11 protein-coding genes are annotated in these 13,186 nt (G+C 73.8%); 4 read left to right on the top strand and 7 right to left on the bottom strand.

The genetic code is table 11. The features are described from left to right. Window position 1 precedes the first annotated feature (1 nt). Complete coding sequence (locus tag OHL10_RS07285; protein ID WP_265521537.1) at window positions 2-1,699, top strand: copper resistance protein CopC; 1,698 nt, start codon at window positions 2-4, stop codon at window positions 1,697-1,699. Then, window positions 1,696-2,310 carry a DUF1775 domain-containing protein gene (locus OHL10_RS07280; RefSeq protein ID WP_265521536.1) on the top strand — a complete coding sequence of 205 codons (615 nt, stop codon included), beginning with the start codon at window positions 1,696-1,698 and terminating at the stop codon, window positions 2,308-2,310. Before OHL10_RS07285 ends, OHL10_RS07280 begins: the two co-directional genes overlap by 4 nt. 27 nt (window positions 2,311-2,337) lie before the next feature. On the opposite strand, the gene OHL10_RS07275 is transcribed toward OHL10_RS07280, so the two are convergent. From OHL10_RS07275 to OHL10_RS07265, 3 genes are all read right to left on the bottom strand, one after another. Continuing rightward, window positions 2,338-2,652, bottom strand: coding sequence for a hypothetical protein (locus tag OHL10_RS07275; protein ID WP_265521535.1), 315 nt, complete (start codon window positions 2,650-2,652; stop codon window positions 2,338-2,340). A gap of 14 nt (window positions 2,653-2,666) precedes the next feature. Further along, window positions 2,667-3,929, bottom strand: coding sequence for an inorganic phosphate transporter (locus tag OHL10_RS07270; protein ID WP_425498975.1), 1,263 nt, complete (start codon window positions 3,927-3,929; stop codon window positions 2,667-2,669). Window positions 3,930-4,068: 139 nt separating this feature from the next. Beyond that, window positions 4,069-4,827 (bottom strand): NUDIX hydrolase, encoded by a 759-nt coding sequence (locus OHL10_RS07265; protein ID WP_265521533.1) that lies wholly within the window; start codon window positions 4,825-4,827, stop codon window positions 4,069-4,071. An 89-nt stretch (window positions 4,828-4,916) separates the two neighbouring features. Between OHL10_RS07265 and OHL10_RS07260 the strand changes: the two genes are divergently transcribed. Continuing rightward, window positions 4,917-5,945, top strand: coding sequence for an SPFH domain-containing protein (locus OHL10_RS07260; RefSeq protein WP_265521532.1), 1,029 nt, complete (start codon window positions 4,917-4,919; stop codon window positions 5,943-5,945). A 1-nt stretch (window position 5,946) separates the two neighbouring features. Then, window positions 5,947-6,858, top strand: coding sequence for an NAD(+)/NADH kinase (locus OHL10_RS07255; RefSeq protein ID WP_265521531.1), 912 nt, complete (start codon window positions 5,947-5,949; stop codon window positions 6,856-6,858). A gap of 26 nt (window positions 6,859-6,884) precedes the next feature. Here OHL10_RS07255 and OHL10_RS07250 read toward each other — a convergent pair whose 3' ends face one another. From OHL10_RS07250 to OHL10_RS07235, 4 genes are read right to left on the bottom strand one after another with little or no spacing between them, the layout of a single operon-like run. After that, a complete protein-coding gene (locus OHL10_RS07250; protein WP_265521530.1) occupies window positions 6,885-7,877 on the bottom strand; it encodes a hypothetical protein in 993 nt (330 codons plus the stop codon). Then, window positions 7,874-10,111, bottom strand: a complete 2,238-nt coding sequence (locus tag OHL10_RS07245; RefSeq protein ID WP_265521529.1) for a S9 family peptidase — start codon at window positions 10,109-10,111, stop codon at window positions 7,874-7,876. Before OHL10_RS07245 ends, OHL10_RS07250 begins: the two co-directional genes overlap by 4 nt. A 32-nt stretch (window positions 10,112-10,143) precedes the next feature. Next, window positions 10,144-11,604 (bottom strand): outer membrane protein assembly factor BamB family protein, encoded by a 1,461-nt coding sequence (locus tag OHL10_RS07240; RefSeq protein ID WP_265521528.1) that lies wholly within the window; start codon window positions 11,602-11,604, stop codon window positions 10,144-10,146. 28 nt (window positions 11,605-11,632) lie between these two features. Further along, window positions 11,633-13,180: an outer membrane protein assembly factor BamB family protein gene (locus OHL10_RS07235; protein WP_265521527.1), complete on the bottom strand. Its 1,548-nt coding sequence runs from the start codon at window positions 13,178-13,180 to the stop codon at window positions 11,633-11,635. Between the last annotated feature and the right edge of the window lie 6 nt (window positions 13,181-13,186).

The raw sequence follows: 13,186 nt of genomic DNA, 5'->3' as shown, positions 1-13,186 counted from the left end.
CGTGACCACCGCTGCAGCGCTGCGGCGAGTGGTGTCGACAGCGGTCGTCGTCGCGGTCGGGGTCCTGCTCACCCTCACGGGAGCAGGCCCCGCCGCGGCGCACGCCGTCCTCGTCGGCACCGATCCCGAGGACGGCGCCGTGCTGGACGAGGCACCCGACTCCCTCGTCATCACGTTCAACGAGCCCGTGCAACCCGTCGACGGCGCGACCGCGCTGCTCGACGCGGACGGCGCCCCGGTCGACGCCACCGTGACGGCGCTCGACACCACCGTCGTCGTCGAGCCCGGCGAGACGCTCGGCGACGGCACCTACGTCGTCTCGTGGCGGGTCATCTCGCTCGACACCCATCCCGTCGCGGGGGCGTTCTCCTTCTCCGTCGGGACGCCGAGCGAGCAGTCGGTGGCCGCCGAGGTCCGATCCGCCAGCCCGGCGCTGGCCGCCCTGCAGGTCGCCGACCAGGCCGCGATCTCCCTCGGGCTCTTCGTCCTCGTGGGCACCGTGCTCTTCGAGCTCCTCGTGCTGCGCGCGACACCCGGAGGGATGCCCCACCTGCGTGCTCGCCTCGCCCGTGTGCGCCGCAGCGCCCTCGTCGTCGCCGTGCCGGCGCTCGCGCTGTCGATCCCCCTGACCCCTGCCTGGCAGGCAGGTGGGACACCGGCGGCGCTGCTCGACCTCGGGATGTGGCGCACCGGCGCCGGGTCCGACGTCGCGCTCGCCGCGGCCCTGGGGATCGGCGGGTCCGTCGCCGCGGTGGCGCTCACCCCGCGCGCAGGCCGCGCCTCACGGTCGACCTGGCCCGCCGGCGTCGCCGTGGGGGCGGGCGTGCTCGCCCTGTGCTCGCTGACGGTCGTCGGGCACACCCGGACCTTCGGCCCGGCGTGGCTCGTCGTGAGCGCGGACATGCTGCACGTGCTGACGGGCGCGGCGTGGCTGGGCGGGATCATCGGTCTCACCCTCACCCTCGCACCGGCGGGCAGGGTGTCCGACCGCCGGGCCGCGGCGACCGTGTCGCGCTTCTCGACCCTCGGCGCCTGGCTCGTCCTGGTGCTCGCGCTCACCGGGATGATCCTGGGCTGGCGGATCCTGGGCAGCGTCGACGCGCTGGTGACCACCGGGTACGGGCGCACGCTGCTCGTCAAGCTGGGGCTCGCGCTGTGCCTCGTCCTGATCGCCGCCTGGAACCGGTACCGGCTCGTCCCGGACGTCGCGACCCGACCGGACAGCCGCCGGCTCCTGCGGCGAACCGTCGGCGGCGAGGCGACGTTGCTGGTCACCGTTCTCGCCGTGACGGGCCTGCTCGTCTCCCAGAGCCCGACACCGACGAGCCCGGCCCTCGCCGACGGCACCGCCGGACAGGAGGTGCCGGCGCAGGGCCTGGCGGCCGAGCAACCACTCGGCGACGGGCTCCTGACGGCCCGCGTCACGCCCGGCACGGTCGGTGTGAACTCCCTGGAGCTCGCCCTGCTCGACGCGGACGGCGAGCCGATCGACCCCGTCGCGGACCCCGAGCTCGAGATCACCCTCGACGAGCCCGCCATCGGGCCGTTCGCCCGCCCGCTGACCCGTACCGGGCCGGGCACCTACGAAGCCCCGCTCGACGTCCCGATGCCGGGCTCGTGGACCATGACGGTGAGCGTGCGCACCTCGAAGTACGAGAACCCGATCGTGACGGTCCCCCTGGAGGTCACCGCACCATGACGACGCACCCACGACCGCTCGCCCGGCTGACGGCCGTCGGCGCACTGGCAGGCCTGCTGCTGCTCGTCGGTGCGCCGACGGCGCAGGCCCACGTGATCATCGAGTCCGTGGCGCCACAGCCCGACGGGACCGTGACTCTCACCTTCACCTTCGACCACGGGTGCGACGGCGAGGCCACCGACCGGGTGGACGTCGCGCTGCCGACGGGCGTCGTCGCCGTCGGCGCGTCCCAGCCGGACGGCTGGACCTCGACGCTCGGCGAGGGCGCGGTGAGCTGGACGGGGGACCCGGTCCCCGACGGGGACCGGGCCGAGCTCACCCTCGACGTCCGGGTGACCGGTGAGATCGGCCAGGCGTTCGTCTTCCCCACGACCCAGCACTGCCCCTCGGGGGCGCAGTACGCGTGGGCGGACACCGACCCTGCCGGCGCCCACCCCGCACCGAGCTTCGTCGCGACCGCAGCGGTCCTGAGCCCGGCCGCCCCCCCGTCCGCCGACGGCGGCGTGGACGTCGCTGCGTTGCTCGCAGGGATCGGGGCGGTCGGCATCGGCAGCGGGGTCGCCGCCTCCTGGTACGTCCGGCGCGACCGGATCGCGACGTCGAGGGGCTGACGAGGGGCGGGGTCGTGGTGCTGGCGGTCAGTGGCCGCCGCTGGCCAGGAAGTAGATCCCCACCACGACGCCCGCCAGGACGGTGCCGAAGCACAGCACCGCGACGGCGATGCGTGCGGGTGCGGGGCGGAAGGGGGCCGTGGTGGTGAGGGTGGTCCCGCCCTCGGCGGCACCACCGCTGACCGCCGTGCCCGACGCCGTCAGCTCGGACACCGGCGGCTCACCGCCGGTCGGGGACAGCATGCGCACACCCACGGCGAAGAGGGCGGGCAGGCCCGCCCCGACGATCAGGCCGGCGACGACGACCTTGAGCAGGGCGTCGAACTCGATGAACTCGGTCATGGTCCTCGGTCCTCTCAGGCCCTGGCCCGGGCGGGCTCGGGTGCGTCGTCGGTGGGCACGGAGGCCTCTGCGGGAGCGGCCGTCGTCGCGAGCACGGACGCGGCGTCCGTGCCGGGGGTCACCGGGAGCTCGGCGGGCTGCGCCGCGGCGTCGCCCGACTCCTCCCACTCGTCGTTGACGTTGGTGTGGTCGACGGGCTTGCGGCGCGAGGCGAGCCAGATCGCGGCGGACGTCGCGACGAGGATGGCGAAGACGACCGCGGTACCGAGGAAGCCGCCGATGCCGTCCTGGATCCAGAAGCACACCGCGCCGACGAGGCCGGCGGCCGGGAGGGTCATCCCCCAGGCGGCCATCATCCGGCCGGCGACACCCCAGCGGACCTTGGCACCGGGCATGCCGACTCCCGAGCCGAGGATCGAGCCGGTCGCGACGTGCGTCGTCGACAGGGAGTAGCCGAAGTAGCTCGACAGGAGGATGACCGCGGCCGAGGACGTCTCGGCGGACATGCCCTGGCGGGAGTCGATCTCGACCAGGCCCTTGCCGAGGGTCCGGATGACGCGCCAGCCGCCGAGGTAGGTGCCGAGCGCCATGAAGAAGGCGCACGAGAAGATGACCCAGAAGGGCACGCTCGAGTCGCTCGGGACCGCGCCGCCCGCGATGAGGGCGAGCAGGATGATGCCCATCGACTTCTGCGCGTCGTTGGTGCCGTGCGCGAGGGAGACGAGCGACGCCGAGCCGATCTGGCCCCAGCGGAACCCGCGCTCCGTCGTGGCCTTCGGGATGCCGCGGGTGAGCCGCGCGACGAGGGAGGTCCCGACGGCGGCGACGACGATCGCGACCGTCGGGGCCAGCAGCGCGGGGATCATCACCTTGGCGATGACGCCGGACCAGATGACGCCCGAGGTGCCGACGGCGGCGAGGACCGAGCCGATCACACCGCCGACGAGCGCGTGCGACGAGCTCGACGGGATGCCGAACAGCCAGGTGAGCAGGTTCCAGGTGATGCCACCGACGAGGCCTGCGAACACCACCTCGAGGGTGATGACGTTCGCGTCGACGAGGCCCTTCGCGATCGTCGCCGCGACGGCGAGCGACAGGAAGGCACCGACCATGTTGAGGACGGCCGACAGCAGGACGGCAGTCTTGGGCTTGAGGGCGCGGGTCGCGATGGAGGTCGCCATCGCGTTGCCGGTGTCGTGGAAGCCGTTCGTGAAGTCGAAAGCCAGCGCGGTCACGACCACCAGCGCGAGGAGGATCGTCTCGGTCACGTCCTCCATGGTGGGGGTAGTGAACAACCGCCCTCGACCATCCTGTGGATACTTCTTCGAGTGTTCATCCACCGTTCACCGGGCGTTCGAAGGCCCTGTTCGAACACCTGCTACAGACCCGTGACCGCAACGATCCCGCAGGGAGACGTCAGGGCGCGGACGGCCGCATGAGCGGGGGGTTGAGCACGGCGGGAACGCTCGCCGGCGCGTCGTCGGGGTCGAGCCCCGCAGCCCGCCCCGCGGCGGGGCCGAGCCGGTAGAGCACGGCGGGCCGACCGGTCCCGCCACGGGTGACCCGGCCGGTCTCCTCGAGGAACCCCGGCGTGGAGATGGCCTTGCGATGGAAGTTGCGCGGGTCGAGCCGCGTGCCCCAGACGGCCTCGTACACCGCGCGGAGCTGGGCGACGGTGAACTCCGCACCGCAGAACGCGGTCGCGAGCGTCGAGTACTCGAGCTTGGCTCGGGCCCGCTCGACGCCGTCGGCGAGGATCCGGGCGTGGTCGAACGCGAGGGACCGCCCGGCGAGCTCGTCGACCCGGACCCACTCGGCCCGCTCGGCGTCGCTGCCCGCGGCGAGCACACCGAACGCCGGGGCGAGGAGCAGGTGCGCGACGGTGAGCACCGGGCCGCGCGGGTCGCGGCCGAGCGGCCCGTAGGTGCGGAGCTGCTCCAGGTGCCCGGGCGGCTCGACGCCGGCCTCCTCGGCCAGCTCGCGAGCCGCTGCCTGGGGGAGCGTCTCGCCCGGCAGCACGAACCCGCCGGGCAGCGCGAGCGCACCGCGGAACGGCTCGACGAGGCGCGTGACGAGCAGGACCTGCAGCGCGCCGTCGGCCACCGTGAGGGCGACGACGTCGACCGTGACGGGCAGGCGGGCAGCCCCCGGGGGCGCGGAGTCGCGAGAGCTCATGCACCCAGCCTACCCCTTATCGTCAGGTTGACACGAAGACGTGGGCCATTTATCGTCAGAGTGACATCAACCGACGATCGGAGAGCATCATGGCCACCGTCCAGCGCTACCCCTGGCTCCGGCACTTCCTCGGCAGCCCCACGGGCTACGTCGTGCACCTCAAGAGCGGGCGCGTCGTGCACCAGGGCGTCGGGCAGGCCTTCTGGTTCCGCCCCGGCACCTCGGTCCTCAGCGAGGTGCCCGTCGACGACCAGGAGCTGCCGGCCCTGTTCCACGTCACCACCGGCGACCACCAGGACGTGACCGTCCAGGTCAACGTCACCTACCGGTTCGGCGAGCCGATCACCGTCTCGGAGCGGCTCGACTTCGGCGTCGACCCCGACACGGGGGCCTGCACGACGACCGGGCGCGACCAGGTCGCGACGATCGTCGCCCAGCTCGCGCAGAGCCACGCGACCGACCTCCTCGCGACCATGCCGATGGCGCACGTCCTCGAGCACGGCGTGAGCCGGGTGCGGGCGCTGCTCGTCGAGGCCCTCGGCACCGACGCGCGGCTGCGCTCGACCGGCATCGAGGTCCTCGGGGTCCACGTCCTGGCGATCCGGCCCGAGGCCGACGTCGAGCGCGCCCTGCAGACACCGGTGCGCGAGCACGTGCAGGCCGAGGCCGACCGGGCGACCTACGAGCGGCGAGCCCTCGCGGTCGAGCGCGAGGCGACGATCGCCGAGAACGAGCTCGCCAGCCGCATCGAGCTGGCGACCCGCCGGGAGCGCCTCGTCGTCCAGGAGGGCGCGAACTCGCGGAGGGAGGCCGAGGAAGCGGCGGCTGCAGCCCTGGTCCAGGCCCAGGCGAGCGCGGAGCGCGCCGAGCTGACGACCGCGGCGCGGGCGCACCAGGTGCGCACCGTGGGCGAGGCGGAGGCGGCGAGCGAGGCCGCGCGCATGGCGGTGTACGAGGCCATGGCTCCGGGCACGCTCCTCGCCCTGGCGCTGCGCGAGGCCGCGGGGTCGCTGCCGGAGGTGCAGAACCTCACGATCACGCCGGACCTGCTGACCGGCGCGCTCGGCGCGCTCGCCCAGGGGGTCGGTGCGGGCGCAGGCACCGGGAAGGGGGTCTGACGTGCTGCGGCGACGGGCCGTCGTCGTGCACCGACGCACCGAGCTCGACGAGCTGCTCGACCGGCACTCCACCCGCGGGCAGGCCGAGTTCTTCCTGCGTGCGCGGGGCCGCACGCTCGGGGAGGTGCAGGACCGGCACGACGCCGTCGCCCGGGCCCGCGCGGCCGTCACCGCCGCGCTGCCGGAGGGATGGGCCCGGGCCGACGTGGAGCGCACGGACCTGAGCCGGTTCCTCGTCGCGCCCGAGGACGTCGTCGTGGTGGTCGGGCAGGACGGGCTGGTCGCGAACGTCGCGAAGTACCTCACGGGCCAGGTCGTCCTCGGCGTGGACCCGGAGCCGGGCACCAACCCCGGGGTGCTCGTGCGGCACGACGCTGCGGCCGCCGTCCGGCTGCTGGCCCGCCTCGACGCGACGCCGGACGAGGTCGCGGTCGACGGCCTGACCACCGTGCGGGCCGACCTCGACGACGGGCAGCACCTCACGGCGCTCAACGAGGTGTTCGTCGGGCACGTCTCGCACCAGTCGGCGCGCTACCGGTTGACGGTCCACGACGACGGCGGTGTCCGGCACGAGACCCAGTCGTCGTCGGGGCTGATCGTCGCCACCGGGACGGGAGCGACGGGCTGGTGCGCGTCGATCGCGCGGGACCGCGCGGCGGGCGGTGTCCTGCCACTGCCCGGGCCACAGGACCCGGGGCTCGCCTGGTTCGTCCGGGAGGCGTGGCCGTCGCCCGCGACGGGCACCTCGCTCACGGCGGGCGCGCTCGACGACGGCGACGCGCTGACGGTCACGGTCGCGACCGACCAGCTCGTCGTCTTCGGCGACGGCATGGAGAGCGACCGGCTGGTCGCCTCCTGGGGGCAGGAGATCACCGTCCGCGTCGGCCGGCAGCGCCTGCGCCTCGTGCGCTGACCGGGAACGTGGCGAGCACGGGGCGGTCAGCGGCGGGGACGGTCCGACGGCGTCCCACCGGACTCGGCGTCGTCACCCAACCGCCGCTCACGGGCACGGAGCACGGCCTCGCGACGCTCACCGATCTCGTCGCTCGAGAAGCTCGTCAACCGGTCCACGCCCGTGCGCGCCTCGGTACGTTCCGCCTCGACGCTCGCCCGGTGCTCCGCCGACTGCGGCCGCGAGCGCACGACGCGCGGCCCTTCCCGCAGGTTCCGCCGGTCACCGTGCTGCTCGATCCACCGTTCGCGTCGCCCCTGGCGGACGCGCTCCTGGTGAAACCGCCACGTCCACACCCGGCGCAGCCGCACCACGGACCACAACGCGAACGGGACCGCGGCCACGACGAGGCCCGCTCTCCAGGCGGCGGGCAGCGCGGTCGACGCACCGGCGCTCGCCAGCACCCACGCGACGCCGCCCGGCACCGCGGGCCAGAACTCCCGGAGGTCCGGGTTCCAGCCGCAGGCGTAGAAGCGCAGGAGCGTCTGTGCGGGTCGCGAACGACGCTGCGGCTGGAGGGGCAGAGCCACGGGTCCCGGCACGGGCGGGCCGAGCGTCGTCCCGGACACGACGCGGCTCGTGAAGGACAAACGGTCGTCCCGGTAGGACGGCCGCAGCGCACGCCCGACGTACACGAAGGACAGCGCCGCGGGGGGCCAGACGGTGCACGAGAGGTACCAGGCGACCGGTCCCGCGAGCACGACGACGAGCGGCGTCGCCACGACGAGCCGCCCCAGCACGGGACCGGGGTCCGTAGCGAGCTCGGCCCACGGCCACTGGTCCTCGGGCGGCTCGAGCAGGCCGTTGGCGGCGACCGTGAGGTACAGGCCGAGGACGGTGAGCCCGATCGTCGTCCAGACGAGCCCGATCACGAGGTAGCCGAACGGGCGCAGCAGCAGCGTCAGCCTCCCCGGCGGCGTCGCCACATGCCCGGCCTGCGGGTCGGGCGTCGTCGCGGCCCCACCCGCACCCACGGTCATCGCGCCGCGACTCCGAGGACGTCGAGGATCCAGGCGTCCTCGAAGGCCACCTCGCGCCACCGCTCGTAGCGACCGGAGACGCCGCCGTGCCCGGCGCTCATCTCGGTCTTCAGCAGCACCGGTGCCCCGGCCGCGCGCAGCCGGGCGGTCCACTTCGCGGGCTCGACGTACAGCACGCGGGTGTCGTTGAGACTGGTGACGGCGAGGACGCGCGGGTAGTGCGTGGCGTCGTCAGGCACGTTCTCGTAGGGCGAGTACCCGCGCATGTAGGCGTAGACCTCGGGGTCGTGCAGCGGGTCGCCCCACTCGTCCCACTCGATGACGGTCAGCGGCAAGGAGGGATCGAGGATCGAGGTCAGCGGGTCGACGAACGGCACCTGCGCGACGATCCCCGTGAAGAGCTCGGGGGCCAGGTTCAGCACGGCGCCCATGAGCAGACCGCCCGCCGAGCCGCCCTGGGCGACCATGCGCGACGGGCTCGTCCAGCCCGCGTCGACCAGGTGGCGACCCACGGCGACGAAGTCGGTGAAGCTGTTGCGCTTGGTGAGCTGCTTGCCGTCGTCGTACCAGGCCCGCCCCAGGTCGCCGCCGCCGCGCACGTGCGCGACCGCGTACACGACGCCGCGGTCCAGCAGCGACAACCGGGCGACGGAGAAGCCCGGGTCGATGCTGATCTCGTACGAGCCGTACCCGTAGAGGAGCAGCGGCGCGGGGTCCGCGCCCGTGCCGGTCGAGTCCAGGCCGAGCGCGTCGCGCCGCCACACGAGCGAGATCGGCACGCGGGTGCCGTCCTCGGCGACCGCCCACTCACGCTGCTGGACGTAGTCGTCCGGGTCGTAGCCGCCGAGCACGGGCTGGCGCTTGCGGAGCGTGAGCTCGCCGGTCGCGACCGTGTAGTCGTAGACCGTCGCAGGGGTCACGAACGTCGTCCAGCCGAGGCGCACGGTCGGCTGGTCCCACTCGGGGTTGCTCGAGATGCCCGCGGTGAACAGCGGCTGGTCGAACACGATCTCCTCGACCTGCCACGGTCCCGCGGGCGCCGGGGTGTCGAGGCGGACGACGCCGAGCCGCGCGAGCGCGTCCCGACGGTAGGACACGACGACGTGCCCGGCGAACGCGTCGACGCCCTCCAGGCGCGTGGCCTCGTCGTGCGGGACGACGACGGTCGCGTCCTCGGGGCGCAGCACCTCCCCGGGCGTCGGCACACCGGTGACGACGAGCTCGAAGTTCACCGCGCCGTCGTTGTGGCACACGAGCAGCACGTCCCCGCCCTGCGCCCCACCGGGAGCCGGCCACGTGGCGGGCAGCACGGCGTGCTCGACCGAGTACTCCACACCCTCGCGCCGCGGCCACACCACCTGGAACTCACCCGTCGGGTCCTGCGCGTCGAGCAGCCACGTCTCGGACGTGATCTTCGAGCCGAGCTCGATCTGCAGGAACCGCCGCGAACGCGTCAGGCCGATGCCCACCCAGTACCGGTCGTCCGGCTCCTCGAAGACGACGACGTCCTGGTCCGCCGGCGTGCCGACGGTGTGCCGCCAGATCTTGTGCGGCCGCCACGCGTCGTCGACCGTCGGGTAGAAGACGTACGCGCCGTCCGGCGAGAACGTCGCGCCGGGGAACGTCCCGGGAACCACGTCCGGCAGGTCCTCCCCGGCCACGAGGTCGCGGACGCGCAGCGTGTACCGCTCGTCGCCGACCGTGTCCACGGCGTACGCGAGCAAGTTCCCGTCGGCGGAGACGTCGAACGAGCCGAGCGAGAAGAAGTCGTGCCCCTGCGCCGCCACGTTGTCGTCGAGCAGCACCTGCTCGCCCGGGACCGGCACACCCGGCTCCAGGACGGGTGGCTCCCACGCCGCGCCGTCGGCGATCGGCGCGCGCGCACGGATCGGGTACTGCTGGCCCTCGACCGTCCGCGCGTAGTACCACCACGCACCCTCACGCACCGGCACGGACAGGTCCGTCTCCTGCGTACGGCTCTTGATCTCGTCGAAGAGCCTGCTGCGCAGGTCCGCGAGGTGCGCGGTCGCGGACTCGGTGTACGCGTTCTCCGCCTCGAGGTACGCCACCACCTCGGGCGACTCCTTCTCACGCAACCACTCGTAGTCGTCGACGATCTCGTGGCCGTGGTGGCTGCGCGGCGTCGGGCGACGCGGCGCGACAGGCGGCTCAGGGGTGCTGGTCGGCTCGGAGGTGGTGGCGGGCGCGGGACGGAGAGTGACGTCGTCGGGCATCCCGCCAGGGTAGTGCCCGGAGGTGACGACGCTCAGCCGATGCGGGTGACCGTGCTGTTGTCCATGAGGAACAACCGTCCCTGCACGGTGAGCGGATAACCCTCGAGCGGGCTGTCGTCGAGCGTCCAGCTCGTGCTCCCGTCGCCGAGGTCGAGCGCCTCCACCGTGACGCCGAACGCACCGTCCACCGGTGAGCGGACGATGATCACGTTGTCCCCGTCGGTCATCGCCCCGGCGACGTCGTACGTGCCGTCGTCCGGCTGGTTCCACAGCTCTCGGCCGGTCGCCGCGTCCAGCCCTGTTGTGCCCTGCGCGGAGGACACGACGACGACCCCGGCGGCGTGCGTGAGCACCCCGTCGGGTCGATCCAGACCTTCGGCCGTCCACAGCGCGCCGCCCGACCGGTCGACCGCGCGCACCGTGCCGCCCTCCTCGACGACCAGCCAGACGTCCACGTCCCCGTCCGCCGACATCGGGTCGAGAATCTCGCCGGGCACGCGGACCACCGGTCCGTCCGGACCGAGCAGCTCGCTCTCCTGGACGCCGGTGCCGTCGGGGCTGCCGACGACACGCAGGAACCCACCGCCGAGCGCCGGCCAGACCCTGTCCTCCGGTGTGCCGGGGTCGTCCAGCCGGCGCCCCTTCACGTCGAACGTCGCTCCGACCCCGCAGCCGTACACCTCGATCATCCCCCCACCCCCGTAGACCTGGAGGGGCTGGGAGTTCACCATCGTCAGGCCGCCCTCCGTCGTCGTGCACGCCCACGAGTCGGGCTCGAACGGTGTCGTCTCCTCCCAGCGGACCTCTCCGGAGATCGCGTCCTCGAGGCGCACGACCACATCCAGGTCCTCACCGGCGGCGCCCGGCTCTCCCGTCCGGACGGCCCGCACGAGATCGATCCCAGGGCCGGGAGACGCGGGGCCGTCCGCCGTGTCCAGCGCACGATCAGACCGCACACGCCCGCCGTCTCCGAGCACGACGACCCGGAACGGCTCCTCGGTGACGCAGACCAGGCCGTCGGACACCTGGGGCTCTACCCGCCACGACGACGGCCCGCACGACGCAGGTGCCCCGAGGTCGGTGCGCCACAGCTCGGCCCCCGTGTCGAGGTCCACCCCGATCACCTCGCCCCGCACCACCGTGACGAGGGCGCCACCCACACTCGCCACACCGTCCGTCGCCTTCACCTTCCACATCCTCGACGGCGCCGTGTCGAGCGGGAGCATGCCGCCGCGCGTCACCGTGAGGCGGTCGTCCTGAGCACGCGAGCGCACGGTGTCCACCACGACAGCGCCGCCCAGCACGAGGGCGAGCGCGACAACGCCGGCCACGACCACCCGTCGAGGGCGACGCGACCCAGGCATGCTCTCTACTTCTGGATCGACGGGCTCGCCGGTGATCCCGGAGTCCGCACCCTCCGGGTCCCGGTCCTCGACGCCGTCGACCAGCTCGAAGGTGTGGTGGTCAGGTGTCCGGCGTCGTCGAAGGGGCACTGGGCGAGCCTAGCGAGCGACGGTCGGCTCAGCCGATGCGGGTGATGCTGTTGCCGGTCCAGAGGAACAACCGACCCTGGACCGTCATCGGGTAGCCCCTCAGCGAGGTGTCGTCGATCTCCCACACGAGGCTGCCGTCGCGGAGGTCGATCGCCTGCACCTGGACGCTCGACATCCCGTCCGACCGCGCACGGGCGATGATCACGCTCGCCCCGTCGGTCATGGCCCGCAGGACGTACCGGTCCTCCTCCGCGGCCCGGCTCCAGAGCTCGCGGCCGGTCGCGGCGTCCAGCCCGGCCGTCCCCCCGTTGCTCGACACAACGACGACCCCGGCCGCATGCGCCAGCACCTGGTCGGGTCGCACCGTGCCCTCAATCGTCCACGCCTCGCCCCCGGACCCGTCGACGGCACGCGCCGCCGCTCCTGGCTCGACGACCAGCCGGACGTCCACGTCGCCGCCGTCGGTGGACTGCGGGTCGAGGATCTCGCCCGGGACGCGCACCACGGACCCGTCCGGGCCGAACAGCTCGCTCTCCTCGACGCCCCCGTGCCGGGTGTCGGCGACCCGCAGGAATCCGCCGCCGACCGCCTCCATGACCCTGTCGTCGAGCGTGCCGGGATCGTCCAGCCGCTGCCCGGACGTGTCGTACGAGGCGCTCACCCCGCACCCCGTCACGGTGAACGTCCGGCCGCCGCCGATCACCCACAGGCTCTCGCGGGTCGCCCGGGCCTCGTCCCCCTCCCAGGTGCTGCACCGCCAGGTGTCCGGCTCGAAGGGCACCGTCTCCTCCCACCGCACCTCGCCCGAGACGGCGTCCTCGAGGCGCACGACGACGTCCCGACCGTCCTCGACCGGCTCGGTCTCGCCCGTGGACGGGTCGACGTCGAGGACCTCGCCGTCGCCGACGGCGTCGCCCGTCCGCACGACCCGCACGAGGTCGACCCCGGGACCGGGGACGGCGAGCCCGCGCGACGGGTCCAGCTCCCGGTCGGCCAGCACCTGCCCGTCGCGGTCGAGGACGAGCACCCGCGCAGGCTCCTGGCCCGTCACGCAGACCAGGTCGTCCGTCTCGTGGCGGTCCGGCAGCCAGCTCGACGAACCGCACGAGGCGTCGGCGCCGAGCGCGGTGCGCCACAGCTCCGCGCCCGTGTCCAGGTCGAGCCCGACGGCCACCTCGCCGACCACCGTGACGAGGGCGCCCGGGACGCTCGCCGCACCGATCGGCGCCTCGACCGTCCACAGCGTCGACGGCGCCACCGGGAGCGGGAGCACACCGCCGCGCGCTACCGCGAGCCGGTCGTCCTGCGCACGCGACCGCACCGTGTCCACCACGACCGCGCCACCCAGCAGGAGGGCGAGGACGCCGGCGCTCGCCACGAGCACCCGGCCGCGGCGTGGCCTGTCGGGCACGGCCGCCCCTCCCGCACCCGCTGCGGAACCGGCGCCCCTGGGAGTCCCTGGACCCGTGTGCGCGGCAGGCGATTGCGGATGCTCGTCCTCCAGGTCCCAGTCCTCGACGTCGTCGACCAGCTCGATGGTCTGGCGGTCCGGTGTCCGGCGTCGTCGAAGGGGCACGGGACG

The sequence above is a fragment of the Oerskovia flava genome (assembly GCF_026163685.1).
Lineage (GTDB): Bacteria > Actinomycetota > Actinomycetes > Actinomycetales > Cellulomonadaceae > Oerskovia_A > Oerskovia_A flava.
Note: the sequence above shows the minus strand (reverse complement) of the source record. Positions and strands in the feature narration are given on the sequence as shown.

What these genes read in the sequence shown, in the direction of transcription:
- OHL10_RS07280 (WP_265521536.1), top strand. Translation starts at nt 1,696, where the DNA reads ATGACGACGCACCCACGACCGCTCGCCCGGCTGACGGCCGTCGGCGCA.
- OHL10_RS07275 (WP_265521535.1), bottom strand. Translation starts at nt 2,652, where the DNA reads ATGACCGAGTTCATCGAGTTCGACGCCCTGCTCAAGGTCGTCGTCGCC.
- OHL10_RS07270 (WP_425498975.1), bottom strand. Translation starts at nt 3,929, where the DNA reads ATGGAGGACGTGACCGAGACGATCCTCCTCGCGCTGGTGGTCGTGACC.
- OHL10_RS07265 (WP_265521533.1), bottom strand. Translation starts at nt 4,827, where the DNA reads ATGAGCTCTCGCGACTCCGCGCCCCCGGGGGCTGCCCGCCTGCCCGTC.
- OHL10_RS07260 (WP_265521532.1), top strand. Translation starts at nt 4,917, where the DNA reads ATGGCCACCGTCCAGCGCTACCCCTGGCTCCGGCACTTCCTCGGCAGC.
- OHL10_RS07250 (WP_265521530.1), bottom strand. Translation starts at nt 7,877, where the DNA reads ATGACCGTGGGTGCGGGTGGGGCCGCGACGACGCCCGACCCGCAGGCC.
- OHL10_RS07245 (WP_265521529.1), bottom strand. Translation starts at nt 10,111, where the DNA reads ATGCCCGACGACGTCACTCTCCGTCCCGCGCCCGCCACCACCTCCGAG.